This is a genomic window from Reyranella sp., assembly GCF_965229815.1.
Classification (GTDB): Bacteria; Pseudomonadota; Alphaproteobacteria; order Reyranellales; family Reyranellaceae; genus Reyranella.
In genome coordinates, this window is the sequence record NZ_CBDDJN010000006.1 from 417,558 (window position 1) to 442,145 (window position 24,588).

26 protein-coding genes are annotated in these 24,588 nt (G+C 68.5%); 18 read left to right on the forward strand and 8 right to left on the reverse strand.

The genetic code is table 11. The features are described from left to right. Window positions 1–153: 153 nt before the first annotated feature. Entirely contained in the window at window positions 154–414 is a 261-nt protein-coding gene (locus ACO073_RS13310) for a hypothetical protein (protein WP_421997930.1), read from the reverse strand. A gap of 85 nt (window positions 415–499) precedes the next feature. Next, the gene (locus ACO073_RS13315) at window positions 500–1,909 is read right to left on the reverse strand and encodes an aspartate aminotransferase family protein (RefSeq protein WP_421997931.1); all 1,410 of its coding nucleotides are present in this window, start codon (window positions 1,907–1,909) and stop codon (window positions 500–502) included. Between the two features lie 212 nt (window positions 1,910–2,121). Here ACO073_RS13315 and ACO073_RS13320 point away from each other — a divergent pair, with 212 nt between their 5' ends. The 9 genes from ACO073_RS13320 (at window position 2,122) to ACO073_RS13360 (ending at window position 11,388) form a co-directional block, all read left to right on the forward strand. Next, window positions 2,122–3,732 carry an ABC transporter substrate-binding protein gene (locus tag ACO073_RS13320; protein ID WP_421997932.1) on the forward strand — a complete coding sequence of 537 codons (1,611 nt, stop codon included), beginning with the start codon at window positions 2,122–2,124 and terminating at the stop codon, window positions 3,730–3,732. Window positions 3,733–3,840: 108 nt separating this feature from the next. Beyond that, complete coding sequence (locus ACO073_RS13325; protein WP_421997933.1) at window positions 3,841–4,833, forward strand: ABC transporter permease; 993 nt, start codon at window positions 3,841–3,843, stop codon at window positions 4,831–4,833. Window positions 4,834–4,840: 7 nt separating this feature from the next. Beyond that, window positions 4,841–5,773, forward strand: coding sequence for an ABC transporter permease (locus ACO073_RS13330; protein ID WP_421997935.1), 933 nt, complete (start codon window positions 4,841–4,843; stop codon window positions 5,771–5,773). Continuing rightward, entirely contained in the window at window positions 5,773–6,795 is a 1,023-nt protein-coding gene (locus ACO073_RS13335) for an ABC transporter ATP-binding protein (RefSeq protein ID WP_421997936.1), read from the forward strand. Before ACO073_RS13330 ends, ACO073_RS13335 begins: the two co-directional genes overlap by 1 nt. 22 nt (window positions 6,796–6,817) lie before the next feature. Then, on the forward strand, window positions 6,818–7,846 hold the full coding sequence (locus tag ACO073_RS13340; RefSeq protein ID WP_422002136.1) for an ABC transporter ATP-binding protein: 1,029 nt from the start codon (window positions 6,818–6,820) through the stop codon (window positions 7,844–7,846). A 154-nt stretch (window positions 7,847–8,000) separates the two neighbouring features. After that, window positions 8,001–9,194, forward strand: coding sequence for a M20 aminoacylase family protein (locus tag ACO073_RS13345; protein WP_421997937.1), 1,194 nt, complete (start codon window positions 8,001–8,003; stop codon window positions 9,192–9,194). Between the two features lie 30 nt (window positions 9,195–9,224). After that, the gene (locus ACO073_RS13350) at window positions 9,225–10,133 is read left to right on the forward strand and encodes a DUF6671 family protein (RefSeq protein ID WP_421997938.1); all 909 of its coding nucleotides are present in this window, start codon (window positions 9,225–9,227) and stop codon (window positions 10,131–10,133) included. Window positions 10,134–10,403: 270 nt separating this feature from the next. Beyond that, entirely contained in the window at window positions 10,404–10,922 is a 519-nt protein-coding gene (locus ACO073_RS13355; RefSeq protein ID WP_421997939.1) for a hypothetical protein, read from the forward strand. A gap of 91 nt (window positions 10,923–11,013) precedes the next feature. Next, entirely contained in the window at window positions 11,014–11,388 is a 375-nt protein-coding gene (locus ACO073_RS13360; protein WP_421997940.1) for a hypothetical protein, read from the forward strand. Between the two features lie 36 nt (window positions 11,389–11,424). Here the strand turns inward: ACO073_RS13360 and ACO073_RS13365 are convergent, their stop codons facing one another. The 3 genes from ACO073_RS13365 to ACO073_RS13375 all read right to left on the reverse strand — a co-directional run bounded on the left by ACO073_RS13365 (window position 11,425) and on the right by ACO073_RS13375 (window position 14,702). Beyond that, entirely contained in the window at window positions 11,425–12,444 is a 1,020-nt protein-coding gene (locus ACO073_RS13365) for a succinylglutamate desuccinylase/aspartoacylase family protein (protein WP_421997941.1), read from the reverse strand. An 88-nt stretch (window positions 12,445–12,532) separates the two neighbouring features. Next, on the reverse strand, window positions 12,533–13,192 hold the full coding sequence (locus tag ACO073_RS13370; RefSeq protein WP_421997942.1) for a dihydrofolate reductase family protein: 660 nt from the start codon (window positions 13,190–13,192) through the stop codon (window positions 12,533–12,535). 115 nt (window positions 13,193–13,307) lie between these two features. Further along, window positions 13,308–14,702 (reverse strand): amidase, encoded by a 1,395-nt coding sequence (locus tag ACO073_RS13375; RefSeq protein WP_421997943.1) that lies wholly within the window; start codon window positions 14,700–14,702, stop codon window positions 13,308–13,310. Between the two features lie 218 nt (window positions 14,703–14,920). On the opposite strand from ACO073_RS13375, the gene ACO073_RS13380 reads away from it, so the two are divergent. The 7 genes from ACO073_RS13380 to ACO073_RS13410 all read left to right on the forward strand — a co-directional run bounded on the left by ACO073_RS13380 (window position 14,921) and on the right by ACO073_RS13410 (window position 20,382). After that, the gene (locus ACO073_RS13380) at window positions 14,921–15,250 is read left to right on the forward strand and encodes a hypothetical protein (RefSeq protein WP_421997944.1); all 330 of its coding nucleotides are present in this window, start codon (window positions 14,921–14,923) and stop codon (window positions 15,248–15,250) included. A gap of 80 nt (window positions 15,251–15,330) precedes the next feature. Beyond that, entirely contained in the window at window positions 15,331–15,804 is a 474-nt protein-coding gene (ybaK, locus tag ACO073_RS13385; protein WP_421997945.1) for a Cys-tRNA(Pro) deacylase, read from the forward strand. Between the two features lie 121 nt (window positions 15,805–15,925). Further along, window positions 15,926–17,317, forward strand: coding sequence for a YcjX family protein (locus ACO073_RS13390; RefSeq protein ID WP_421997947.1), 1,392 nt, complete (start codon window positions 15,926–15,928; stop codon window positions 17,315–17,317). A 9-nt stretch (window positions 17,318–17,326) separates the two neighbouring features. Next, on the forward strand, window positions 17,327–18,238 hold the full coding sequence (locus ACO073_RS13395) for a DUF697 domain-containing protein (protein ID WP_421997948.1): 912 nt from the start codon (window positions 17,327–17,329) through the stop codon (window positions 18,236–18,238). A 145-nt stretch (window positions 18,239–18,383) separates the two neighbouring features. Further along, complete coding sequence (locus ACO073_RS13400; RefSeq protein ID WP_421997949.1) at window positions 18,384–19,208, forward strand: alpha/beta fold hydrolase; 825 nt, start codon at window positions 18,384–18,386, stop codon at window positions 19,206–19,208. 65 nt (window positions 19,209–19,273) lie between these two features. Further along, on the forward strand, window positions 19,274–19,816 hold the full coding sequence (locus tag ACO073_RS13405) for a hypothetical protein (protein WP_421997950.1): 543 nt from the start codon (window positions 19,274–19,276) through the stop codon (window positions 19,814–19,816). Window positions 19,817–19,851: 35 nt separating this feature from the next. Next, window positions 19,852–20,382, forward strand: a complete 531-nt coding sequence (locus tag ACO073_RS13410) for a DUF4269 domain-containing protein (protein WP_421997951.1) — start codon at window positions 19,852–19,854, stop codon at window positions 20,380–20,382. Here ACO073_RS13410 and ACO073_RS13415 read toward each other — a convergent pair. After that, window positions 20,379–21,086, reverse strand: coding sequence for a carbonic anhydrase (locus ACO073_RS13415; protein WP_421997952.1), 708 nt, complete (start codon window positions 21,084–21,086; stop codon window positions 20,379–20,381). The two genes, ACO073_RS13410 and ACO073_RS13415, sit on opposite strands and share 4 nt — an antisense overlap. Before the next feature lie 132 nt (window positions 21,087–21,218). Here ACO073_RS13415 and ACO073_RS13420 point away from each other — a divergent pair, with 132 nt between their 5' ends. Beyond that, the gene (locus tag ACO073_RS13420) at window positions 21,219–22,103 is read left to right on the forward strand and encodes a hypothetical protein (protein WP_421997953.1); all 885 of its coding nucleotides are present in this window, start codon (window positions 21,219–21,221) and stop codon (window positions 22,101–22,103) included. A 12-nt stretch (window positions 22,104–22,115) separates the two neighbouring features. Here the strand turns inward: ACO073_RS13420 and ACO073_RS13425 are convergent, their stop codons facing one another. Further along, window positions 22,116–22,805 (reverse strand): retropepsin-like aspartic protease family protein, encoded by a 690-nt coding sequence (locus ACO073_RS13425; RefSeq protein ID WP_421997954.1) that lies wholly within the window; start codon window positions 22,803–22,805, stop codon window positions 22,116–22,118. Between the two features lie 104 nt (window positions 22,806–22,909). Between ACO073_RS13425 and ACO073_RS13430 the strand changes: the two genes are divergently transcribed. Continuing rightward, window positions 22,910–23,824, forward strand: a complete 915-nt coding sequence (locus ACO073_RS13430) for an oxygenase MpaB family protein (RefSeq protein ID WP_421997955.1) — start codon at window positions 22,910–22,912, stop codon at window positions 23,822–23,824. Here ACO073_RS13430 and ACO073_RS13435 read toward each other — a convergent pair. Beyond that, complete coding sequence (locus tag ACO073_RS13435; protein WP_421997956.1) at window positions 23,815–24,582, reverse strand: VOC family protein; 768 nt, start codon at window positions 24,580–24,582, stop codon at window positions 23,815–23,817. The two genes, ACO073_RS13430 and ACO073_RS13435, sit on opposite strands and share 10 nt — an antisense overlap. Window positions 24,583–24,588: the final 6 nt, after the last annotated feature.

The window sequence follows — 24,588 nt, forward strand, 5'->3', positions numbered from 1 at the left end:
GCCCGTGCATCTCCCGCGGCCGCGATCTTAATGGGGATTTCCGCGACCGGCAGGGACATTATGGTCGCGCCGCGGGCAAGATCGTTGAGCAAGGTCAAGCACGGTCGCGTGATCCTGGATGCGAACGACTCGCAACAGTCCGTCGCGACGTGATCAGACGAGCAGGACTGCCAGCAGGGCCACGCTCAGCAGCAGCGACACCGAGAGCAGGGGCAGGGCGCCCAGCCAGCGTGTCGTCGGGGGAAGATCGTCCCAGTAGGTCAAGGTGGGAGCGGCGGCCCAGAGGGCGAACAGCAATCCCAGGACCCAGAAGCCGACGGCCAGGGGAAAGGCGATGTTGACCTTGTCCTGCGCGACGTCGGCGATTCCGGCCGCGACGAAGGCGGGCGGCCCGGAGGCGGTGAACAGGGCCACCGCCCAGATGGCGCGATTGCGGATGCGCTGGCCGGTCCCGAGGGGCGGCGTCCGCGAAGGACCCGCCGCCGGGTCGCCGCCGCCGTCAGCCCTTGAGATGGCCTTCCGCCTTGAGGTCGGCCAGGGCGGCGTCGAGCGACTGGCGCAGACGGCCGAACAGGTCGGCCAGCTCTTCCTCGTTGATGATCAGCGGCGGACAGATGGCGACGCGGTCGCCCATGTTGCGGATGAACAGGCCGCGTGCGACGGCGTGGTTGTAGACCCGGTTGCCGGCGCCGACCGCGGCGAGGTCGAACGACGCCTTGGTCTTCTTGTCGGCCACGATCTCGAGCGCGCCCATCATGCCGATGCCCATCGCCTCGCCGATCAGGGGATGGTCGGCAAAGGACTGGATGTGCTTCTGGAAGACCGGCGACAGCCGCTTGGCATGCCCGAACAGGTCGATCTCGTCGTAGACCTTCTGCGCCTCGAGGGCGACGGCGGCTGCCACCGGATGGCCGGAGTAGGTGAAGCCATGGCCCCAGGTGCCGATCTTCTCGCTCTCGGTCGCCAGCGCCTGGTAGACCTTGTCGGTGATCATCACGGCCGAGATCGGCAGGAAGGAGGCCGACAGCGCCTTGGCGCAGGTCAGGATGTCGGGCTTGATGCCGAGCGTCTGGCTGCCCCAGACGTTGCCGGTGCGCCCGAAGCCGCAGATCACCTCGTCGGCGATGAACAGCATGTCGTACTTGGCGCAGACCGCCTGGATCTTCTGATAGTAGCCCTTGGGCGGAACGATCACGCCGCCCGCGCCCATCACCGGCTCGCAGATCATCGCCGCGACCTGCTCGGCGCCGCCTTCCTTGATGATCAGCTGCTCCAGCTCCTCGGCGCAGCGGGTGGCGAACTGCTCCTCGGTCTCGCCCTCCTGGCCGAAGCGGTAGTAGTGGGGGCAGCCGGTGTGCACGACGCCCTGGATCGGCAGATCGAAGGAGCGATGGTTGTGCGGCAGGCCGGTCAGGCTGCCCGACGCCACGGTGATGCCGTGATAGCCCTTGATGCGCGAGACGATCTTCTTCTTCTGCGGCCGGCCCAGCGCATTGTTCATGTACCAGACCATCTTCACGACAGTGTCGTTGGCCTCGGAGCCCGAGTTGGCGAAGAAGACCTTGGACATCTCGACCGGCGCCATCGCCTTGAGCTTCTCGGCGAGGTTGATCGCCGGCTCGTGGCTGCGCTGGTTGAACGCATGGTAGAAGGGCAGCTGCTTCATCTGCTCGTAGGCGACCGTCGCCAGCCGCTCGTTGCTGAAGCCCAGCGCCGCCGACCAGAGGCCGGCCATGCCCTCGATGTATTCCTTGCCGTCGTCGTCGGTCACGTAGATGCCGCGGCCGCGCACGATGGTCAGGGGGCCGGTCTCCTCATGCTTGCGGAAATTGGTGTAGGGGTGCAGGTGATGCGCGATGTCGCGCGCGGCGTTTGAGTTGCCGCGGAAGCTGCGTGAGACGTCGTTCATGAACGCACCCTGAGGAAAAGGTAAGCTGGCCGCCAAGATAGCGGCCGCCGCAGGGCCCGTCCAACCGCTCCTACCATGCAAATTTTTTGGGTAATTGACGGGCAGACACCGTCGGTGCAATTTGCCTCAAGATATGCGCTCGCGCATAGGTCCAAGCGGTCGGGGAGACCGAACGGCACTCCCGCGGGGGAGCGCCACGAAGGGGTAATTCAATGGGTTTCAATTTCCGTCATTCTTTGGCGCTGGCGACGGTCGCCTGCGTGGGGCTGGCGTTCGTGCCGGCCGAGGCAAAAACCTTCAAATGGGCCAACTCGGGCGATGTGAGCTCGATGGATCCCTACGCTCGGCAGGAAACCTTCCTGCTGACCTTCAACTCCAACATCTACGAGCCGCTGGTTCGCCGCGACAAGAACCTGAAGCTCGAGCCGGCGCTCGCCACCAAGTGGGGCCAGATCGACCCGACGACCTGGTTCTTCGACATCCGCCCGAACGTGAAGTTCCATGACGGCTCGACGCTCACCGCCGACGACATCGTGTTCTCGCTCAACCGCGCCAACGGCCCGGGCTCGAACATGCAGAGCAACTTCGTGTCGGTGAAGGAGATCAAGAAGGACGGCGACATGCGTGTCGTCGTCACCACCAAGTATCCCGACCCGCTGCTCGCCGACAAGTGGGCGGCTCTCGGCATGATGTCCAAGGCTTGGGCCGAGAAGAACAACGCCGTCAACTCCGCGGACATGACGAAGAACGAGGAGAACTTTGCGACCCGCAACGCCATGGGCACGGGCCCCTTCATGCTGAAGGACCGCAAGCCGGGCGAGAAGACGATCCTGGTCAACAATCCCAACTGGTGGGACAAGCCGCAGCACAACCTCACCGAGGTGATCTTCACGCCGGTGCCGAACCCCGCGACGCGGGTGGCTGCGCTGAAGTCGGGCGATATCGACATGACCTACGAGGTGCCGCCGGCCGACACCGACTCGCTGAAGAAGGACCCCAACATCAAGGTCCTCGAGGCGCCCGAGACCCGCGTGGTCTTCCTCGGCTTTGACCAGGAGCGGCCCGAGCTGCTCGAATCGAACGTCAAGGGCAAGAACCCCTTCAAGGACAAGAAGGTCCGCGAGGCGATCCATCGCTCGATCGACGTCGAGGCGATCAAGCGCACCGTCATGCGCGGCCAGGCCTACCCGACCAACCTCATGGTTGCCCCGGTCATCAACGGCTACATGAAGGACCTCGACAAGCGGCCGGCGCTGCTCAAGCCGGAAGAGGCCAAGAAGATGCTGGCTGACGCCGGCTATCCGAACGGCTTCGAGGTCGGCATGGACTGCCCGAACGACCGTTACGTCAACGACGAGAAGATTTGTCAGGCGGTCGTGGCGATGCTTGCCAAGATCGGCGTCAAGGTGAACCTCAAGGCGCAGACGCGAAACCTCTACTTCGCGAAGATCCTGCGCAAGAACGACCTGTCGCCGGGCGAGACGAGCTTCTACATGCTCGGCTGGTCGCCGGCGCAGACCTACGACGTGCACAACGTGTTCGAGGCGCTGATCCAGACCCCGAACAAGGCGACGAAGAAGGGCCAGTTCAACGCCGGCGGTTACTCCAATCCCAAGCTCGACGCGCTCGCCGACAAGCTCGAGCAGGAGACCGACAAGGCCAAGCGCGACGCCATGATCGCCGAGGCCACCAAGCTCTATGTCGACGACTTCGCCTACATCCCGCTGCACCAGCAGGCGGTCGTGTGGGCGACCCGCAAGAACGTCGACCTGGTCCAGCCGGCCGACAACTCCTTCCCGCTGCGCTTCGTCACGGTGAAGTAGTCCCAGAACGGAAGAACGACGACCGGCCCCGGATGTGAATGCCGCATCCGGGGCCGGTTCCGTTCTGGCGTCAATCCTGCTAGGCCTCGGCCGGGCCACGATCCATACATGATTGCCTTCATCCTGCGACGAATCCTGCAATCCATCGCCGTTCTGGTGGCGGTGGGGCTGGTCGCTTTCTCGCTGTTCCGCTACGTCGGTGACCCGATCAACGCCATGGTCGGCCAGGACACCTCGATGGAGGAGCGCGCGGAACTGCGCCAGAAGCTCGGTCTGAACGATCCTGCGCCAATCCAGTTCTTCCACTTCATCGTCAATGCAGCCCAGGGCAATTTCGGGTTGAGCTACCGGACGTCCGAGCCGGTCGGCCGCATGATCGTCGAGCGGTTGCCGGCGACCCTGGAACTCTCGTTCTGCGCCGCCCTGTTCGCCCTGCTCGTGGGCGTGCCGATGGGGGTGTATACCGGCCTCTATCCGAGGCACTGGACCAGCCGGCTGTTCCAGGCGGTGTCCCTGATCGGCGTCTCCCTGCCCACCTTCCTGATCGGCATCCTGCTGATTCTGGTGTTCGCCGTGAACCTCCACTGGTTGCCGTCCTTCGGGCGCGGGGAGACGGTGCAGATCGGCTGGTGGACGACCAATTTCCTGACGATCTCGGGCCTCAAAGCGCTGATCCTGCCCTCGATCACGCTGGGCCTGTTCCAGCTCACCCTGCTGATGCGCCTGGTGCGCTCGGAGATGCTGGAGGTGATGCGCACCGACTACATCAAGTTCGCCCGCGCCCGCGGCCTCACCAACCGGGCGATCAACTTCGGCCATGCGCTCAAGAACACGCTGGTGCCGGTGATCACCGTGACCGGACTCCAGCTCGGCAGCCTGATCGCCTTCGCCATCGTCACCGAGACCGTGTTCGCCTGGCCGGGCGTCGGCCAGCTCTTCATCCAGTCGGTTCAGTTCTCCGACATCCCGGTCATGGCGGCCTACCTGATGCTGATCGGCCTGCTGTTCGTGCTGATCAACCTGGTCGTGGACCTGCTCTATTTCGTGGTCGATCCGCGCCTGCGCAGCCAGGGCGGCGCGGCCCGCGTGGCGGGGCACTAGGATGGCGATGCAGCAACCCGCACCCACGAGCTGGCTGCACCGCGTCTCCGACAGCGACATCTGGTGGAGCTTCAAGTCCTCGCCGCTCACCGTGACGGCGGCGATCGTCACCCTGGTGATCGTGGCGGGGGCGTTCCTCTCGCCCGTGCTGGCGCCGCACACGCCGTTCGATCCGGCGACGATCAGCCTCAGCGACGGCCTGAAGCCGCCGGTGCTGTTCTCGCCGGACGGCGAATGGACCTTCGCGCTCGGCACCGACGACCAGGGGCGGGACGTGCTGAGCTCGATCATGTACGGCACGCGCCTGTCGCTGGTCGTGGGCTTCGCGTCGGTCGTCGTGGCGATGCTGCTCGGCATCACGCTCGGCCTGGTCAGCGGCTATTTCGGCGGCGCCGTGGACGCGCTGATCATGCGCATCGCCGACGTCCAGCTCACCTTTCCGGCCATCCTGGTGGCGCTGCTGATCGACGGGGTGGTGCGGGGCATCATCTCCGTCCAGCGCCATGACGAGATCGCCATCTTCGTCATCGTCGGCGCCATCGGCCTCAGCTTCTGGGTCCAGTATGCCCGCACCGTGCGCGGCTCGGTGCTGGTCGAGAAGAACAAGGAATATGTCCAGGCGGCCCGGGTGATCGGCCTGTCGCCGGTGCTGATCATGGTGCGCCACGTGCTGCCCAACGTCACCGGCCCGGTGCTGGTGATCGCCACCATCAATCTCGGCCTCGCCATCATCACCGAGGCAACGCTTTCCTTCCTCGGCGTCGGCCTGCCCTCGACCGAGCCGTCGCTCGGCACCCTGATCCGGCTCGGCAACGAGGTGCTGCAGTCGGGCGAGTGGTGGATCACCGTGTTTCCGGGCATCACGCTCGCCGCGCTGGTGCTGGCCGTCAACCTCCTGGGCGACTGGCTGCGCGACGCCCTCAACCCGAAGCTCCGCTGATGGCCGCGACCACGAACAATGCGCCGCTTCTGGAGGTCAAGAACCTCCGCGTCGAGTTCCCGACCCGGCGCGGCACGCTGCTGGCCGTCGACGACGTGTCGTTCGACATCGCGCCCGGCGAGGTGCTGGGGGTAGTGGGCGAGTCCGGCGCCGGCAAGTCGCTGACCGGCAATGCCATCATCGGCCTGCTCGAGCCGCCCGGCCGCATCGCCGCCGGCGAGATCCGGCTGGAGGGGCGGCGGATCGACAACCTGCCCTACGAGGAGATGCGCAGGATCCGCGGCCACCGGATCGGGGCGATCTTCCAGGACCCGCTGACCAGCCTGAACCCGCTCTACTCGGTGGGCCGCCAGCTCATCGAGACCATCCAGACCCACCTGTCGCTGTCGGGCTCGGCGGCGCGCGCGCGGGCGCTCGAGCTCCTGAAGGAGGTCGGCATTCCCGGCGCGGAGAGCCGGCTCGACCACTATCCGCACCAGTTCTCCGGCGGCATGCGGCAGCGCGTCGTCATCGCGCTCGCGCTCTGCGCCGGTCCGCGCCTGATCGTGGCCGACGAGCCGACCACGGCGCTCGACGTGTCGATCCAGGCACAGATCATCGCGCTGCTGAAGCGGCTGTGCCGCGAGCACGGGACCGCCGTGATGCTGGTGACCCACGACATGGGCGTGATCGCCGAGACGGCCGACCGGGTCGCGGTGATGTATGCCGGCCGCGTCGCCGAGATCGGCCCGGTGCGCGACGTGGTCAAGCACGCCCAGCACCCCTACACCCGCGGCCTCATGGGCTCGATCCCAAGCCTCGGCGTGCGCAGCGAGCGCCTGACCCAGATCGACGGCGCCATGCCGCGGCTCACCGAGATCCCGCCGGGCTGCGCCTTCAACCCGCGCTGCACCCTGCGCGGGCAGCGCTGCCTCAGCGAACGGCCGGAGCTGATGGCGGCCGGTGCCAGCCGCGCCGCCTGCTGGCTGCATGACCGTGGCGGCGTCGGCGCCCCGGTAGGGAAGGAGCTGGCCGATGCCTGACGCTCCCGTGCCCGCCGGCGGCATGAGCCAGTTCGTCCGGATCGAAGGGCTGAAGCGCTACTTCGACGTCTCGGCGCCCTGGCTGGTGCGCACCCTGGAAGGCCGGCCGCGCCAGATCGTGCAGGCAGTCGACGGCATCGACATCGAGATCGCCAAGGGCGAGACCTTCTCGCTGGTCGGCGAATCGGGCTGCGGCAAGTCGACGGTGGCGCGCCTGGTGGTCGGTCTCTACCCGCCGAGCGCCGGGTCGATCGCGTTCGACGGCAACGACATGAGCCACCGCCGCAGCCGCAGCGACATGGCGGCGCTGCGCCGGCGCATGCAGATGATCTTCCAGGACCCGTTCGCCAGCCTCAACCCGCGCTGGCGCGTGTTCGACATCGTCGCCGAGCCGATCCGCGCCTTCGGGCTGGCGAGTGACAAGGCCGATCTCGAACGGCGGGTGGGCGAGCTGCTGCGCCAGGTCCGCCTGACGCCGGCAGACGGCCGCAAGTTCCCCCACGAGTTCTCGGGCGGCCAGCGCCAGCGCATCTCGATCGCGCGGGCGCTCGCCAGCGAGCCCGAATTCCTGGTGTGCGACGAGCCGACCTCGGCGCTCGACGTGTCGGTGCAGGCGCAGATCCTGAACCTGATGGTCGACCTGCAGCGGCGACTGCAGCTCACCTACCTGTTCATCAGCCACAATCTCGCGGTCGTCTATCACATCTCGACGCGGGTGGGCGTCATGTACCTCGGCCGGCTGGTCGAGGTGGCGCCGACCGAGACGCTGTTCCGGCGGCCCAAGCACCCCTACACGCGGATGCTGCTCGACACGATCCCCGACCTCGACATGACGGGGCGCCAGCGCGAGCCGGTGGCGGGCGAGGTGCCGAGCCCGCTCAATCCGCCGTCGGGCTGCAGCTTCCATCCGCGCTGCCCCTTCGCCAACGAGCGCTGCAAGAGCGAGCGACCCAAGGCGCTGCCCATCGAGGGCGGCACGGTGGCCTGCCACGCGATCGAGGAGGGCAGGCTTCCGGTGGAGGAGCGGACCTACGCCGGGGCTTCCGCCTGAGGACGGCGTCCCTGCAGGAGGCGGAAAGACCGTCGACGACCTAGCGTCCAGGTTGCATGATGGCTGGTCTGCGACCCTGCATGATCGGTCTGCTTGACCCTTGCAGGGTCTCCCGTACGATCCGAGGCCAAGCTTTTCCCTGGAGTTGCCCCGCATGCCGGTCATCAATCGTATCGCGTCGTTTCACAAGGACATGAACGCCTGGCGGCACGACATCCACAGCCATCCCGAGACGGCGTTCGAGGAAGTGCGCACGGCCGACATCGTTGCCGACAAGCTGAAGTCCTTCGGCCTCGAGGTCCATCGCGGGCTGGCCAAGACGGGCGTGGTGGGCGTGCTGCGTTCGGGCAGTTCCAAGCGGGCGATCGGACTGCGCGCCGACATGGACGCGCTCGACGTGCACGAGACCAACGACTTCGACCACAAGTCGACGATTCCCGGCAAGATGCACGCCTGCGGCCATGACGGACACACTGTGATGCTGCTCGGCGCCGCCAAGTACCTGGCCGAGACGCGGAACTTCGACGGCACCGTCTACTTCATCTTCCAGCCGGCCGAGGAGAACGAGGGCGGCGGCCGCGTCATGGTCGAGGAGGGGCTGTTCGACAAGTTCCCGGTCGAAGGCGTCTACGGCATGCACAACATCCCGGGCATCCCGGTCGGCCGCTTCGCCGTCCGCCCCGGTCCGATGATGGCGGCCTACGACATCTTCGAGGTCGTGGTGAAGGGCGTCGGCGCGCACGGCGCCATGCCGCATCACGGCATCGACCCCGTGGTCGTCGGCAGCCACATCGTGACGGCGCTGCAGTCGATCGTGGCGCGCAACGTCGATCCGATGGACACGGCGGTCGTGTCGACGACGCAGATCCATGCCGGCGATACCTGGAACGTCATCCCGCAGGAATGCGTGCTGCGCGGCACCGTCCGCACCTTCAAGAAGCCGGTCCAGGACCTGATCGAGAAGAAGATCGAGCAGATCGCCCGCAATGTCGCGGCCGGCTTCGGCGCCGAGGTCACCAAGTGGCGCTACGAGCGGCGCTATCCGGCAACGGTCAACAGCGAGCAGGAGACCGAGTTCGCCGCCAAGGCGGCCTCGGCGCTGGTCGGCCTGGAGAACGTGAACCGCAACCCGACTCCCGCCATGGGCAGCGAGGATTTCGCCTGGATGCTGCTGAAGAAGCCGGGCTGCTACATCTGGATCGGCAACGGCGACGGCGTCGGCAGCTGCATGGTCCACAACCCCGGCTACGACTTCAACGACGAGATCCTGCCGATCGGCGCCTCCTACTGGGCGACCCTCGTCGAGCAGCAGCTCGCCCGCGAGGCGCTGCCGCAGGCGGCGGAGTAGGGCCGCTCGTCGACCGGCGGTGACGCCGTGATGTTCGCAGCGCATCCCTACACCGGCCAGCGCATCGGCCTGGCGACCATGCACGAGAAGGAGCGGGCGGTGGCCCCGCCCTTCCGGCGGCTGCTGGGCGCCGAGGTTCTGCCCGTGCCCCAGCTCGACACCGACGAGCTCGGCACCTTCTCGGGCGAGGTGCCGCGGCCCGACGCGCTGATCGAGACCTGCGCGCTCAAGGCCGAGCTGGCCTTCCGGACGATGGACGTCGACTGCGCCATCGCCAGCGAGGGCAGTTACGGGCCGATCGACGCCGTGCCGCTGGTCCCGAGCGGCGTCGAGATCATGGCCTTCGTCGATCGCCGGCGCGGCCTGCGCCTGATCGAGACCCTGCCGACGCATCGCACCAACTGGCGCCTGGTGCGCTTCCGCGCCGGCGATCCCAACATCCCGAAGGCGATCGAGGCGATCGGCTTCCCGCACTACGGCGTGTTCGTGCTGTGCAGCAGCGACATGGCCCATCCGGTGAAGACCGGCCTCGACACGATGGAGCAGGTCGTCGCCACGATGGATCGCGAGGCCCGCCGTTCCGAGGATGGCAAGGCGGTACTGATCGCCGACATGCGCGCCCATCGCAATCCCACGCGCATGCGCGTGCTGCGGGCGCTGTCCTACAAGCTCGCCCGGCGCCTGGCGCGGCTCTGCCCGAAATGCCAGGCGCCGGGCTTCGGCAGCATCGGCAATCGCCGCGGGTTGCCCTGCGAGGCTTGCGGCGATCCGACCCATTGGGTCCATTTCGAGATCGACGGCTGCTCGATCTGCGGCCATGCCGAGACGCGGCCGCGTCGGGACGGGCGTATGACGGCTCCCAGCCGGTCGTGCCCGAGCTGTCGTCCCCCTCCCGGACTGGGGAAGAGCCGGCTCTCACCGACAGTTTCCGCGTTCTAGCCAGGGCCCAGAAACAACAAAGCCGCCCGGAGGGCGGCTTTGTGCCGACGGCGTCGACCTTATTGGCGGCTCGCCACGTCAGGAACGATCCCGGTGCCGAGTGCCTCGAAGGCTTCAAGCGTCGCATTGGTGAGATTCACGGGATCACCTCCTTTCGATGTTGATGGGGACCCGAGCTTCGCACATTCCAGTCACAGAAGGAACATTTGTCGCTGTGGGGCGTTGGCGGTGTACTCCGCCCTCCCTCCAACAAGACCAAGGCAGCGACCGATGAAGCATGCCGTCCTGATCCTCGGATCGCTCCTCGCCGTCGCCGGCTGCGCCCAGTTCGAGGCAATGGTTCCCCAGAAGGATCCCCTCTCGACGCCGATGACTCCGGCCGAGGTCGACTGGTCCCGCAAGAGCGGCGCCAGTACGGTGAGCGGCAGCGCGATCGTGAAGTCGGGCGGCGAGACCCACACCTGCGCCGGACAGTCGGCGATCCTCATTCCCGACACGCCCTATGCGCAGGCCCGCATGACGGCGATCTTCGGCAATTCGAGCCGCGGGCGCCGGGCCGCCAGCCTCGGCCCCGTCAAGTTCGAGCGCGACGATCCGCTCTACGTCTCGACCCTGCGCACGACCCGCTGCGACGCGGGCGGCAGCTTCTCCTTCCAGCGCATTCCCGACGGGACGTGGTACGTGACCACGACGGTCAAGTGGCAGGACGGATCGAAGGCCGAAGGCGGATCGATGATGCGCCGGGTCGACGTCAATGGCGGCCGGCTGGTCAAGGTCTCGCTGCCCTGACGAGCGCCGACCCGCGACATCGACGACGCGAGGTCTTTCGATCCACCGGTCCATATCGCCTCGTCGTCGGGTGATGGACTATAGTGACTCCATGAGCGTGGCGAAGAAGCGGGTTGCGACGAAAGCGAAGCCGAAGGCCGTCAAGACGACGGCCCTGTCGCTTCGGGAACGACAGACATTGAACGCGGCCTACCGGCAAAGCGGCGTCAAGGCCGGCGACCGGTCGCTGTACGGCGTCGGGGATCAGACCTTCGACACGCTCGTCGAGCGGGGCCTCCTGGAACAGATGGCGCACCCCGAGACGGGACGGCTGATGTACCGGACGACGGCGCCCGGGAAGGCGGCGCTGCAGGCGCCTCCGGCGCCCGAGCCGGCGAAGGCTCCGGCGAAGGCCGTCGCCAGGAAGGCGACGCCGGCGGCGAAGCCTGCCGTCGCCAAGGTCGCCAAGCCGAAGAAGCGCGCCTGAAGGCTCGCGCGTCCGCGAGCTCGCGCCGGCGGTGCGCTATCCCGCGACGTCCGTTGCCAGGTGGAAGAGGCAGTCGCCGCGCTCGCAGCGCGCCGGCACGCGCTTGCAGAGGACGAGCCCGGCCCGCTTGAAGGACAGGGTCTCGGGCGTGCGCCACGGCGTGTGGTGGAAATGGATGCGGGCGGCCGGTTGGCCGGCCGAGACCTCGGCGCCGAGGTCGACCAGCGGCTCGAACAGGCCGCCGTCCGAGGCATAGACGTAGTAGTCGTCGCCGCCGATCTCGGTGAGGCGCGTGGGCGTCGGGGGCGGGACGGGGCCCTGCAGCAGGCCGACATGCGCGAGCACGCGTCGCATCCCGTCCTCCGCGACCTTGAGCGAGGCGGGCGTCACCAGCCCGCCGCCGCCCAGTTCCGTTCCCATCGAGATCACGCCCTGGCGCGCCGAGGCCGAGGTGAAGGTGCGGCCGCCGCCCTGCGGCGCCGCCGAGAGGTAGCTCACGGGCGCGCCGAAGGCCTTGAGCAGGCCGATGACCCTCTCCATGCGCTGGCCGTCCTCGTGACGGGCCGCGAGGGCGCTCGGAATGTAGGTGAGCGAGCTGCCGCCGGAATGGAAGTCGAAGCTGTAGTCGAAGCCCGGGAGCAGGGCATGCTCGATCCAGTAGGCGATCTGCTGGGTGATCGTGCCTTCGGCGTCGCCGGGATAGGACCGGTTGAGGTTGCCCTCGTCGATCGGCGAGGTCCGCTTGCCTTCCATCGCTGCCGGGAAATTTGCCGAGGGCAGGATGACCAGGCGTCCCCTCACGTCCTTCGGCTCGAGCGCGCGGATGAGGTTGCCGAGCGCGATCTGACCCTCCCATTCGTCGCCATGGTTGCCGGCCTGCATCAGTACGCTCGGTCCCTCGCCGTTCGCGATGCGCACGATCGGGATGGGAATCCAGCCATAGGCGGAGCGATGGACCGAATGCGGGACCCGCACGAACCCGGTGGCCTTGCCATCGCCCTTGAGGTCGATGTCGGCCGAGAGCCGGCTCATCGCCGAGAAATCCGTACGCTGCATGCCGCCGTCCTTGCTCCTGCTCTGCGCCGCCGACCGGAGGCGGGCTGCGGCGCGAGCATAGCCTGACGGTTCGTCCTTGGCGTGGACCTCAGGCGAGGCGCTGGCGTCGCTCGGCTTCCGCCGCGCTGGGCTCGGCGAGCTGGAAGTCGCCGGTCCGCACCGGCCCGTCCGGCGTGAAGCTGCTGACCACCACGCCGGTCGGATAGGCCTTCGAGGCCTGGAGCTTCAGGGCGCCGGGCGCCGTGCCCGGGCCGAACAGGCGCTTGCCCGTGCCGAGCAGCACCGGGAAGGTGAGCACGATCAGCTCGTCGACGAGCTGCGCGCGCCACAGCGTCTGGAGGAAGTCGCTCGAGCCCTGGACGACGAGGTCCGGCCCGTCGCCGGCTTTCAGCGCCTGCAGCGCGGCGACGACATCGTCGCCCAGCCGGCGGCTGTTCTGCCATTCGAGCCGCGACGGGCCGCGCGTCGCCACGTACTTCGTCACCCGGTTGAACACCGGCGCGATGGGATCGTCCGGATCGGTCACGAAGGGCCAGTGGGCGGCGAAGATGTCGTAGGTCTTGCGCCCCAGGAGCAGGTCGAACGGCCGGTCGAAGACCTGGCCCATGGCCGCCCCGAGCGCCTCGTCGAAGTAGGGGGCGGTCCAGCCGCCGTACGCGAAGCCACCCGTCGGATCCTCCTGCGGGCCGCCGGGCGCCTGCATGACTCCGTCCAGGCTGGTGAAGGTGGCGACGACGACCTTGCGCATGGGACTCTCCTGTGGGCTTCCTGGCCCAAGGACGTTCGGCGCGGCGCCATCCCGACAGTTCCGGCAGCCTTTTCCTGGGCTGCCGGCGTCACGCCGCGGCGCGGCGTTCCCGGCGTCAGGCCGCGACGGAAACCGGCTTCAGGGTCTCGCAGACCCAGCGGGCGAGGCCGGTCATGCGCGCGTCCTCGTGCTGCTGGCCCATGAGCTGGACGCCCACGGGCAGGCCGCCCACGCTCATCAACGGCATGGTCACGACGGGCGCGAACAGCATCGACGAGGGTGCGTTGAATACGAAGTCGCCAGTCGGACGCGGCGCCAGCGGCTGGCCGGGAACATCGCCCGCCCAGAGCGGCGCGGGACCGGGGCAGGACAGGGTGATCGCGGCATCGGCCAGAGACGCCGTCATCGCATGCACCGTCTGCGCCTGCTGCCGGGCGAGCAGGCTGGCGCGGTACTCGTCCACCGTCATGGCCTCGGCCTTGAAGAGTGCGGTCTTGGCGCGCTCGCTCAGGCCATCGGGCGAGGCGTCGAGCATGCCGCGCTGGTACCAGCGGTTCTCCCAGCCGGTGATGCCACCGCACACGGCGCGGCCCTTCTCGATCGCCTTCTCGAGAGCTTCGACAAAGGCGTGATCCTTGCGCCGTATCAGGGTGACGCCGGCCTTCTCGAGCTGCTCGAGCACCTTGGCGAAGGCCTCCTTGGCCGGAGGATCGGCATCGGGCCACCCCTCGGTCTCAAGCACCATCAGCCGGCCGGGCCGGATCGCGGCCGGCAGCGTGTCCGGCCCCATCAGGCCGAGGCTGCCGCGGTCGCCGCCGCACCGCTTGGCCTGCTCGATCGCCACCTGCCACATGTCGGCGAGGCAGCCGGCATGCGGGCCGTGCGTGCTCATGCTGGTCGCCATGCGCTCGCCGCGGTTGATGCCACCCTGCGTCGGCTTCAGCGCGAAGTTCCCGCAATAGGCGGCGGGGCGGATGATCGAGCCGCCGACCTGGGTGCCGATCGCGGCTGGCATCATGTTGGCGCCGACAGCGGCGGCCGAGCCCGAGGAGGAGCCTCCCGGCGTCCGGGTCGGGTCGAACGGGTTGGTGGTCGGCCCCGGATGCGATCCGCCCAGCTCCGCCGTCACCGTCTTGGCCAGGATCACGGCGCCGGCCTGGCGCAACGCCCAGACGCCGGCATTGTCGCGCTCGGGGAAGTTCCCCTTCATGGCCACGCAGTTCATCTCGGTGGGCATGTCCCGCGTCTCGAGCAGGTCCTTGATGCCGATCGGCATGCCGTCGATGGACGAGTGGGGACGGCCGGCCTTCCAGCGGGCCGTGCTCTCGTCGGCGGCGGCGCGGGCGCCGCTCTCGTTGATCGCCGTCAGGGCCTTCACGATCGGCTCGCGTCTGGCGATGGTCTCGAGGCAGCGCTCCAGATAGGCGCGTGGGGTGTCGCCACCGTCGCCGAAACGGCGGGCGGCATCGTGGAAGGTGAGGGGCTTGTAGTCCGAGTACGCGGTGCTCATGGGCGGACGCTAGCACAGCCGAGCTCCCGGCGGACGACATGTCGCTTCGACAGGCGAACCGGAATCCGGGGACGGGTGCGAGCGCGCGCAACGCCCGCCGATCGGGAGCGGTTGCGGCGGTTGCGCGCGCGGACATGTCATGGGCCCGTGCAGCGGCGAGCGAGCATCCGCCGCGCACAAGCGGCGTTGGCACACACCAACACACGGAGAGACAACAGATGATCCGCTCGGTCACACTCGCCACCCTTGCCGCCACGGCCGCCCTGGCGGCGATTCCGCTCGTGGCTTCCCAGCCCGCCAATGCCCAGGTCAGCGTCCAAATCGGAACGGCGCCGCCGCCGGCGCCGCGCAACGGTGCCTGGGGTGACCGTGATCGTGACGGGATCCCCAACCAGCTCGACCGCTACAGCAACAACAACCGCAGCGATCGCCGGGCCTTGGGCGACCAGGACCATGACGGCGTTCCCAACCGCCACGACACCGACAAGGACGGCGATGGCGTTCCCAATCGATGGGATCGCAACGACAACAATCCTCATCGCCGCTAGGGGATCGACATCCCGTCCGGCCGAGTCGCGGCCGGACGGGATGATTTTCCATCGTCCGGCTGGCGCGATAGGTTGGGCCCATGTCCCGGTCCACCCGCGCAACGCTCGCCCTCGAGAAGGCGGGGATTGCCTTCACGGTTCACAGCTACGAATACGATCCGGACGCCGACAGCATCGGTCTGCAGGCGGCGTCCGCACTCGGCGAGCCGCCGGGACGCGTTCTCAAGACGCTGATGGTGCTGGCCAACGGCCGCCCGGTCGGGGCGATCGTCCCGTCGGACCGCGAAGTATCCATGAAGAAGCTCGCCGCTGCCGTCGGCGCGAAGGCGGCCCAGATGATGAAGCCTGCCGAGGCCGAGCGTCGCTCGGGATACCGGGTCGGGGGCATCAGCCCGTTCGGGCAGGCGCGGCCGCTCCCGGTCGTCCTGGAGGAGCAGGCGATAGAGCATCGCCTGGTCTACATGAATGGCGGCCAGCGCGGCCTTCAGGTGCGGCTCAGCCCAGGCGACGCGGCCGCCGTCCTGAAGGCCATCGTCGCGCCCATTGCGGCCTGACGGCACCCTGTCGGTTGGCCGGCGGGCGCCGCTGTCATGTGTGGCTGCCGCCGGGCCCGGGCTCGGCTAAACCTGAGCCATGCCATGGGAGCGCCGCAGTTCCGACCCTACATAGGCGAGAATGTCCCTCGATCCGCTTTCCCGGCTGGGTGACCTCGCGGCCGGGTCCCTCGATGCCATAGCCTCGGCGCTGGCGACGGCCTCTCCCCTCGGCCAAGGCTCCCATCGCATCGCCGTCACCGGGCTGCAGCGGGCCGGCAAGACCGTGTTCGTCACGTCCTTCGTGCATGCGCTGCTCCACGCCAAGGACGCACCGGTCGAGGCCTTCCCGTTCTTTCCCTGGCGCGAGCGGCTGCGCACGGTCGAACTCCTGTCGATTCCCGGCCTGCCGCCATTTCCTTACCGCGAGCGCCTGGCCGACCTCCTGGCCGATCCGCCGCGCTGGCCCGAGCCGACAGAGGGGTTGAGCGGGGTGCGGGTGCGCCTGCGCCTGTCGCCGCCGGCCCGCCTCGATCGCCGGCTGTTCTCGCCGCAAACGCTGCACATCGACCTGGTCGACTATCCCGGGGAATGGCTGCTCGACCTGCCGATGCTGTCGCTCGACTACGACGAGTGGTCTCTGCAGATGGAGGAAATGGCCGCCTCGGGCCGGCGGGCCGCCTTGTCGGAAGCGTGGCGCGCCGAAGCGGCGAAGCTCGACCCGGCCGCGGCTGCGGACGACTTCGCGCTGGCGCGCGTCGGCGGCGCCTATGTCGAGTATCTCAAGCGGTGCCGAGCCGCCGGGCTGCATTTCCTGCAGCCCGGTCGATTCATGGCGGGCGGCGCGCCGCTGGGATCGCTGTTCTTCCCGCTCAGTCGCGCGCGCGGCGCCCGGAGCGGCACGGCGGGCGCCGCGCTGGCCCGGCGCTACGAGGCCTATCGCCGCGTGGTCCGTCGCTTCTATGCCCAGGTCTTCGGTCGCCTTCGGCGGCAGGTCGTGCTCGTCGACCTGCTGACGGCCCTCCAGCAGGGCCAGGAATCCTTCGCGGACCTGGCGCTGGCTACGCGCACCGTCGTCGAGGCCTTCGAATCGCTCAAGCATCCGCTCGCCCGGCTGCTGCCGGTCGGCCGGCTCGACCGGCTGTCGCTGGTCGCGACGAAAGCCGACCACATCACGTCCGGGCAGCACAACAACCTGGTCGGCCTGCTGCGCGACATGCTGGGCGAGCCTTTCGTGCGGGCCAACGCGCGGCAGGCCGGCCTGCTGGCCGTGGCATCGGTGCGGGCGACGTCGCAGGTGACGCGGCTGTGGCGGGACGAACCGCTGCAGTTCCTGCGCGGCGTTCCTTCCGGCCGCTCCGAGGTCGTCGAGGTCCGGCCCGGGGAGATTCCCGGCCAGATCCCCGGCCGCGACGACTGGAGCGGTTTCGTGTTCAACATCCGGGGCTTCGAGCCGCCCCGCCTCGAGGCACCGTTCGAGCGGCCGCTGCCGCACATCAACCTCGACAAGGTCCTGCAATCCCTGATCGCGTGAGAGGCCGCCATGACCGTGACCACCACTGACAGAGATCTCGTCGATCGCGAGTTCAGGCCGGACGAGTTGCCGGCCGCCGAACCGGTCGCGTTCGACCGCGACGACGAGATCGGGCGGACCGCCGGCGAGGCGCGGCTGAGCCCGGCGGCCTGGCTGGCGCTCGGCTCGACGGCGCTGATCTTCGCGCTGATCGTGGTCAACGCCGCGATGACGCTGGCGGTCGACGCCGTGCGCGACCGCAACGTGGTCGACGGGCTCTACTTCGTGGCGCTGGTGGGACTGGTGGGTTCGCTGCTCTACCTGATCGCGCAGCAGACGCGGGCGCTGCGCAAGCTCAAGTCGGCCGAGCGTGCCCGCGAGATGGCGGGGCAGCTCGCGAAGCTCGACGGCGCCGGCAGCGGGCTGCGGCTCCTTGGCGCGTTGCGCGCCGTCTATTCCGACAGGCCGGAAATCCTCGGCCGGCTGAACGCCGCAGCTCTGGCCCTGCAACCGCACCATTCCGATCGTGACGTCATCGACCTGCTCAATCGCGAGGTCTTCGTCCCCATGGACAGCGAGGCCGACCAGCGCATCCAGAAGGCGGCGCTGCGGGCCGCCTTCGGGGTCAGCTCCTGTCCGCATCCGGCGCTCGACGCCGTCGTGGTCGTCGTCCTGAGCGTGATGCTGATCCGTGACCTGATGACGGTCTATGGCCTGCGCCACAGCATGCGCAGCCTGTTCCGTGTCCTGACGCGAGCGCTGTTCCTCGCCTCGTCGACGGCGGTGATGAGCACCGCCGTCGAGTTCGCCGTGAAGGCCGCGCAGGACCGGCTGGCCGCGGCCGTCGTCGGGACCGCCGGCGAGGCACTCGTCGTGGCGCGCCGCATGCTGGCGCTCGGCGCCCTGGCCAAGGCGGAGATCCGGCCGCTGCCACTGGCCTGAGGCAAACGCTCGGAGCAGCCGGTTGGCACTCTGTCGCCGGTCAAGTCTCCGGAGGCACAGGGCGGCTAGACGTTCGTATGGCTGAAACGCTGGCTCGCCATCGTGGTATCGCAGGACATCGAACTGCATTACCGAGGAGCAAGCCATGCCATTCGTCACCACCAAGGACGGCGTCGAGATCTTCTACAAGGACTGGGGCAAGGGACAGCCCATCGTGTTCAGCCATGGCTGGCCGCTGTCGGCCGACGACTGGGACGCCCAGATGATGTTCTTCCTGGATCATGGCTTTCGCGTCGTCGCCCACGACCGGCGCGGACATGGCCGCTCCGCCCAGGTCGCCGACGGTCACGACATGGACCACTATGCCGACGACCTGGCGGCGGTCACCGCCCATCTCGACCTCAAGGACGCGGTGCATGTCGGCCATTCGACGGGCGGCGGCGAGGTCGTCCACTACATCGCACGTCACGGCGAGACGCGCGTGGCCAAGGCGGCGATCCTGTCGGCAGTGCCGCCGCTGATGGTCAAGACCGCGGCCAATCCCGGCGGACTGCCGAAGGACGTGTTCGACGGCTTCCAGAAGCAGCTCGCGGCCAACCGGGCGCAGTTCTACCACGACATCCCGTCCGGGCCGTTCTACGGCTTCAATCGGCCGGGCGTGAAGACCGATCCCGGCGTGGTGCTGAACTGGTGGCGGCAGGGCATGATGGGCGGGGCCAAGGCGCACTATGACGGCATCGTCGCGTTCTCCCAGACCGACTTCACCGAGGACCTCAAGAAGATCACGGTGCCGGTGCTGGTGATGCACAGCGAAGACGACCAGATCGTGCCCTATGCCGATTCGGCCCCATTGTCGGCCAAGCTGCTGAAGAACGGCACGCTCAAGACCTACAAGGGCTTCCCGCACGGCATGCCGACGACGCACGCCGACACGATCAACGCCGACCTGCTGGCATTCATAAAGGGGTAATGCCTCCGGGCGGTGACATGCGGGGGCGGCGGTTGACGCCGCCTCCGCCTGTGGTAGCCAAGATCATGACCAGGATCACCATCCTCTCCGCCGCCCTCGCGCTGGCTGTCGCACCGATGGCCTTCGTCTCTCCGGCACGCGCTGACGAAGCGGCCTGCAAGGCCGTGTTCGATGCCGTCGTGAAGCAGTCCGGTCTCCCGGTCCGCCAGAAGATGACGATCGAGACCGACGGCGCGCCGGGCCGAAAGATGGAGAGCGAGATGGTCCATATGGGCGACAAGCTCTACATGCAGATCAACGGCCAGTGGATCACCCGACCCTACGACGCCAAGAAGGTGGCGGAGGATGCGCGCAAGGCGATGGCGAGCCCCGACCACAGCTGCACGCGGGTGGGCAGCGAGTCGGTCGACGGCAAGCCGGCGGATCTCTACAGCGTCAAGAGCAAGGCCGACAACGGCATCACCACGGAGTCTCAGATCTGGATCGCGAAGGATCGCGGCGTGCCGCTGCGCCAGAAGACGGTGATGATGCCCCCGGGCAAGCCGAAGATGCAGAACGAAGTCAGCTTCGCCTACGACAACGTCACGGCGCCGGCAGGCGCGAAGTAGACGAGGGCGCGCCGACGCTTGCTTGCGGGTCGATCGTGCATGACCGGCCGCCCTGGCACGTAGCTGTTCTTCAGGCGGCGATCCTGGATCGGCTGCAGGACTTCGATCCGCGCGTCGTCGGCACGCCGCCTCTCGGCCTGGCGGTGGAGGGCAGCGACATCGATGTCGTGTGCGAGGCCGGTGATCTGCTGGCCTTCACCACCGCGGTGTGGACGGGCTTCGCGGAGCAGGAAGGGTTCAGCGTGAGGCAATGGCGGGGCGAGGGGCGCCCGGTCGTCGCGCGGTTCTGCGCGCATGGCTGGCCATTCGAGATCTTCGGCGCGGCCCGGCCGGTGGAGGAGCAGGCCGGGTGGCGCCACTTCACCGTCGAGCGTCGGCTGCTGGCGCTGGGCGGGGAGCGCCTGAGGAGCGCGGTCATGGCCTACAGGGCATCAGGCCTCAAGACCGAGCCGGCCTTCGCCGCCGCTCTCGGCCTGCAGGGCGACCCCTATGCCGCCCTGCTGACCCTGTACGATTGTCCCGACCGATCGATGCCGCGCCTTCCCGGCGGCGGCACGGGCGGCTAGAGGAGCGTCACCTTGCCCGTGGCGATGTTGTAGACGCCGCCCACGACCTTCACCTTTCCGGCAGCAACAGCCTCGCCGATGATCGGCTTCGCCTCCTGGAGCCGCTTGACGTTGTAGCGGACATTCTGGGCGATCGCCTCGTCCAGCGGATTGGCGGCCTTGGCCTTTTCGGCCAGGTCGATGGCGGGCTTGATGGCGTTCACGAGGTCCGGCAGGTGGCCGGGCAGCGTGATCTTGTCCTTCATCACCTTGATGGTGGCGTCGATCGCGCCGCAGCCGGAATGGCCGAGGACCATGATCAGCGGCATGCCGAGGACCGCCACGCCGTACTCGAGGCTGGCGAGCCCGTCGGTCGTGACGAAGTTGCCGGCGACGCGCACCACGAACAGCTCGCCCGGTCCCTGGTCGAACACCAACTCAGGCGCGACGCGCGAGTCCGCGCAGCTCACGAGGCCGGCGACAGGATACTGCGCGCCGGCGCGCGCGGCCCGGCCGGCGGAGAAGTCCTTGTTCTGCATGGCGTTGCCGGCGTAGCGCGTGTTGCCTTCCATGATTCGCTTCAGTGCGGCGTCGGGCGTGATCGCGTTGGGCGGAGTCGGCAGCTGCGCCCGCGCTGGCGTCGTGAATTGCGTGGCGACGAGCGCTGCGGCACCCGCTGCGAGCAGGCCGCGGCGGGGAAGATGGCTCGAATGGTCGTTGCACATCGGGCTGTCCTTTCAACTACGCCGTCGGCCATTGTGACGGCCACCGAATCCCTATAGAGGGAATGACAGCGACCCAAGTCCAAACTTTGCAGGGGGTTTTGCTTCGTGCGACTGGAGCGGGCTTATTCCGGCGTGCCGACGAGGGTCTTCGGCCGCGCGCCGAGCGCAATGCCCGATCGTTTTCTGGCGTCGGTCGAGCGATTGCGGCGGTTGAACCGCTTCGCACCGGCGCTTGCACGCTATTGCCGGCAGATGTCACGCGAGGCCGACGCCGCGTGGCCCACACAGAAGCTTTTCGATCAGCTCGACCGGTACGTGACGGGCTACCTGCTCATCCACAACTACTATGCCTGGCGGTGCGATGACGCAGAGGTTCCGACACTCGCTGCCCTGCAACGGGTGACGAGTCCGAGCGCTCGCCATACCGCAGGGTTCGTTTCGGCCCTCAAGACGCACCGGTTCGTCGTCGCCGAACCCGACCCGGCGGACGCGCGGCGCCAGCGGCTGCGCCCCGGGGCGGAAATGATCCGCCAGATTGGCCGTTCAGCCGTCCTCTTCGTGGCGGCTGTCGACCACATGCGGAACCGCCGGCCCGGCTGGGCAGCCGAGCTCGACGACACCGACAGGCTCGGCGAGATGGTCTACAGGTCGGCGGCGTTCGTGCTGGGAAACGGCACGCTCATCCACGACTTTCCGCGTGTCCTGTCGTTTGCAGGCCGAGACTGCGGTTATCCGCTGCTGACCGCGATCATGGGCGCTCACTATGCGGCGACGGTCGCCGGCGCGCCGGCCGCTGTGCCACTGACCCTGCGTGCGCTTGCCAGCCGATTCCAGGTGTCGCGCGCCCATGTCGGCAATCTGCTGGACGAAGCGGCGCGGGCCGGCTGGTTCGCGACCGGCCGTGATGGGCGACTGGCCGCGATCGATCCGAGCCTGGTCCAGGAATTCGAGAACTGGGCGGCGTGGCAGATGGTTCACTACGATTCCCTCGCGTCCATCGTCAGCGGGAGGCAGTGAGGCAGGCGGGGATCAGAACGCGCCGACATACTCGAAGTCGAGCGCATTTCTGACATTGTCGACCTTCCACGAGCTCAGCCGCCGCAGGAAGCTCTGTCCGAGCAGGGCGCGGCTGCGCGGCGCGCCGACGGTCGCCAGCACGTTCTCCATGGTGCGCCCGCCGATTTGAAGGGTGCGCAGGCGGAACACGCGCTGCTGCATGGCGCTGCCGTCGGCCAGGATGAAGCGGTGCTGGCCCATATAGTCCGATTCGGTCAGCGTTCCGGCCTTCGTCAGCGCCTCGACGGTTTCTGCCGGGATCTGCACGGTGGCGGCGCCGGAATCGAGGATGAAGTGCGCGGCGCCCTGGCCGTTCAGCGTGGCCGAGAGAGCGAACACGCCGCCGACACGCTGGAAGGGCGTGGTGTCACCGGCGCCGGCCGCCGTCGGCCCGTCGGCGCAGGCGGACCAGGAACCGCTTCTGTCGGTGCGCGGGCAGTAGCTTGCCAGCGCCAGCAGCTTCGACAGCGTGTCGCGCTGTTCGCAGGCCGCGATGGCGGCGCGCGCCGAGACCGCCTGGTTGCGGCAGATCACGTCGCTTTCCGTCCATCGCACGCCGAGAAGGTGGGGCGACACGGGCGTGTCGAGTCGTGGCGACTGCGCCCCGGCCGTTCCGGCCGCGACGGCGGCCGTCACCATTCCTACCAAGAATGTCCGCATCATGGATCGACCGCCCCTGTCGCGGCAGCCTGCCACGCAGCCGCGGGTCCGTCGATTGACGAAAGCGGTCCATGGCCAGGTGGACGAGGGCGACCCATATCGGAACGATGGTTGCCCTTGTCGTTCCAGGCCTCGACGCCATGGCGCACCGCCTCATCCAGCCGCCGGGCGCGCCTCTTGTCGATTTCGCCCTGCCGGCCGGCGAGGCCGCGCTCGTGCCGCCCGATTCCGTCTCCTGGCGCGTCTTCCGCAATCCCGTGGCGATGTTCGTCGGCGGCGTCGCGGCGGTGATCCTCGAACTGGCCGAGCCCGCGGTGCGGTCGGGCGTGTGGGACCATAGCGGCTTTCGCAGTGATCCGGCGCGCCGCCTGCGCCGCACGGGCCTTGCCGCGATGGTGACGGTCTACGGCGCAGCCAGCGTCGCCGAGAAGATGATCGCGGGTGTCGTCGGCATGCACGAGCGGGTGCAGGGCACGACATCGGACGGCCAGCCCTACCGTGCCAACGACGTGCGCCTGCTGACATGGGTGCAGGTGACGGCCGGCTACGGCTTCCTGGAGGCCTATGCCCGCCATGTGCGCCCGGTGCCGCAAGGCGCGCGCGACCGCTTCTATGCCGAAGGAGCGCCGGCGGCGCGCCTCTACGGCGCCCTCGGGGCGCCGGCCTCGGAGGCGGAAGTGCGTGCGCTGTTCGAAGCGCAGCGCGACCGCCTCGAACCCTCGCCGATCATCTTCGAGTTCCTCGACATCATGAAGGGCGCGCCGGTCCTGCCGGCTTTCCTGCGACCCCTGCAGCGCCTGCTGGTCAGGGCGGCCGTGGAACTCGTACCGCCGTGGGTCCGCGAGCGACTGCAGCTCGGCCGCGCGCACGGCCTGCGAGGGTGGGAGGCCCGGCTGGTGAGCGGCGCGGGCGCGCTGGCCGACCGCATCGTCCTGCGCTCCAGCCCGGCCACACAAGCGTGCCGCCGGCTGGGACTACCCGAGGACTATCTCCTCCGGGAGCGGCCGTTCGCTCAGGCGTGAGGGCCGAGCAGGCAGAACATCGCGCCCTGCGGGTCGAGCCCCTGGACGATCCAGCTGCCGCCGGGCACCTCCATCGGGCCGTTGATGACCGAACCGCCGGCGGCCTTGAGCCGTTCCAGCGCCGCGCTGATGGAATCGACGGTGAAGTAGTAGGCCCAGAACGGGGCCGGCACGGCGGCCGGCTTGGTCATCATCCCGCCGATCGGGGCGCCGCCGGCGGCGAACAGCTGGTATTTGCCCATCTCGCCCATGTCCATCGCCTCGGCCTTGGTCCAGCCGAACAGGCCGGAATAGAAGTCGAAGGCCTTCTCTCCGTCGGCCGCCATCAGCTCGTGCCAGCCGACCGTGCCCGTCCGTGGCTCGGTTCCGGCCGCCGGCGCCGGCATTGCCTCGAGCGGCTTGAACAGGCAGATGACGGCGCCCTGCGGATCGCCGATCACGGCGAAGCGTCCGACATTGGGGATGTCCGTCGGCGGCACGTGCAGCGCGCCGCCCGCCTTGCCGGCGCGGTCGGCATGGGCGTCGACGTCCTCCACGCCGACGTAGCCGACCCAGCCCGGCCGGACGCCGGCCTCGCAATCCTTCGGCGTCAGCTTCATCAGGCCGGCCATCGGCTGCGTGTCGGCGAGGAACAGCGTGTAGTCGAGGCCGGGCTGGCCCGAGTCGCCACTCTTCCAGCCGACGACCTTGGAATAGAAGGACTCCGCGGCCTTGGTGTCGGTGGTCATGAGCTCGTACCAAACGAACGCGTTCGCCATGTCGGT

What these genes read in the sequence shown, in the direction of transcription:
- ACO073_RS13380 (WP_421997944.1), top strand. Translation starts at nt 14,921, where the DNA reads ATGATCCGCTCGGTCACACTCGCCACCCTTGCCGCCACGGCCGCCCTG.
- ACO073_RS13375 (WP_421997943.1), bottom strand. Translation starts at nt 14,702, where the DNA reads ATGAGCACCGCGTACTCGGACTACAAGCCCCTCACCTTCCACGATGCC.
- ACO073_RS13315 (WP_421997931.1), bottom strand. Translation starts at nt 1,909, where the DNA reads ATGAACGACGTCTCACGCAGCTTCCGCGGCAACTCAAACGCCGCGCGC.
- ACO073_RS13425 (WP_421997954.1), bottom strand. Translation starts at nt 22,805, where the DNA reads ATGATGCGGACATTCTTGGTAGGAATGGTGACGGCCGCCGTCGCGGCC.
- ACO073_RS13345 (WP_421997937.1), top strand. Translation starts at nt 8,001, where the DNA reads ATGCCGGTCATCAATCGTATCGCGTCGTTTCACAAGGACATGAACGCC.
- ACO073_RS13355 (WP_421997939.1), top strand. Translation starts at nt 10,404, where the DNA reads ATGAAGCATGCCGTCCTGATCCTCGGATCGCTCCTCGCCGTCGCCGGC.
- ACO073_RS13340 (WP_422002136.1), top strand. Translation starts at nt 6,818, where the DNA reads ATGAGCCAGTTCGTCCGGATCGAAGGGCTGAAGCGCTACTTCGACGTC.
- ACO073_RS13365 (WP_421997941.1), bottom strand. Translation starts at nt 12,444, where the DNA reads ATGCAGCGTACGGATTTCTCGGCGATGAGCCGGCTCTCGGCCGACATC.
- ybaK (WP_421997945.1), top strand. Translation starts at nt 15,331, where the DNA reads ATGTCCCGGTCCACCCGCGCAACGCTCGCCCTCGAGAAGGCGGGGATT.
- ACO073_RS13335 (WP_421997936.1), top strand. Translation starts at nt 5,773, where the DNA reads ATGGCCGCGACCACGAACAATGCGCCGCTTCTGGAGGTCAAGAACCTC.
- ACO073_RS13415 (WP_421997952.1), bottom strand. Translation starts at nt 21,086, where the DNA reads ATGTGCAACGACCATTCGAGCCATCTTCCCCGCCGCGGCCTGCTCGCA.
- ACO073_RS13330 (WP_421997935.1), top strand. Translation starts at nt 4,841, where the DNA reads ATGCAGCAACCCGCACCCACGAGCTGGCTGCACCGCGTCTCCGACAGC.
- ACO073_RS13435 (WP_421997956.1), bottom strand. Translation starts at nt 24,582, where the DNA reads ATGGCGAACGCGTTCGTTTGGTACGAGCTCATGACCACCGACACCAAG.
- ACO073_RS13400 (WP_421997949.1), top strand. Translation starts at nt 18,384, where the DNA reads ATGCCATTCGTCACCACCAAGGACGGCGTCGAGATCTTCTACAAGGAC.
- ACO073_RS13405 (WP_421997950.1), top strand. Translation starts at nt 19,274, where the DNA reads ATGACCAGGATCACCATCCTCTCCGCCGCCCTCGCGCTGGCTGTCGCA.
- ACO073_RS13370 (WP_421997942.1), bottom strand. Translation starts at nt 13,192, where the DNA reads ATGCGCAAGGTCGTCGTCGCCACCTTCACCAGCCTGGACGGAGTCATG.
- ACO073_RS13430 (WP_421997955.1), top strand. Translation starts at nt 22,910, where the DNA reads ATGGTTGCCCTTGTCGTTCCAGGCCTCGACGCCATGGCGCACCGCCTC.
- ACO073_RS13350 (WP_421997938.1), top strand. Translation starts at nt 9,225, where the DNA reads ATGTTCGCAGCGCATCCCTACACCGGCCAGCGCATCGGCCTGGCGACC.
- ACO073_RS13395 (WP_421997948.1), top strand. Translation starts at nt 17,327, where the DNA reads ATGACCGTGACCACCACTGACAGAGATCTCGTCGATCGCGAGTTCAGG.
- ACO073_RS13360 (WP_421997940.1), top strand. Translation starts at nt 11,014, where the DNA reads ATGAGCGTGGCGAAGAAGCGGGTTGCGACGAAAGCGAAGCCGAAGGCC.
- ACO073_RS13320 (WP_421997932.1), top strand. Translation starts at nt 2,122, where the DNA reads ATGGGTTTCAATTTCCGTCATTCTTTGGCGCTGGCGACGGTCGCCTGC.
- ACO073_RS13390 (WP_421997947.1), top strand. Translation starts at nt 15,926, where the DNA reads ATGTCCCTCGATCCGCTTTCCCGGCTGGGTGACCTCGCGGCCGGGTCC.
- ACO073_RS13325 (WP_421997933.1), top strand. Translation starts at nt 3,841, where the DNA reads ATGATTGCCTTCATCCTGCGACGAATCCTGCAATCCATCGCCGTTCTG.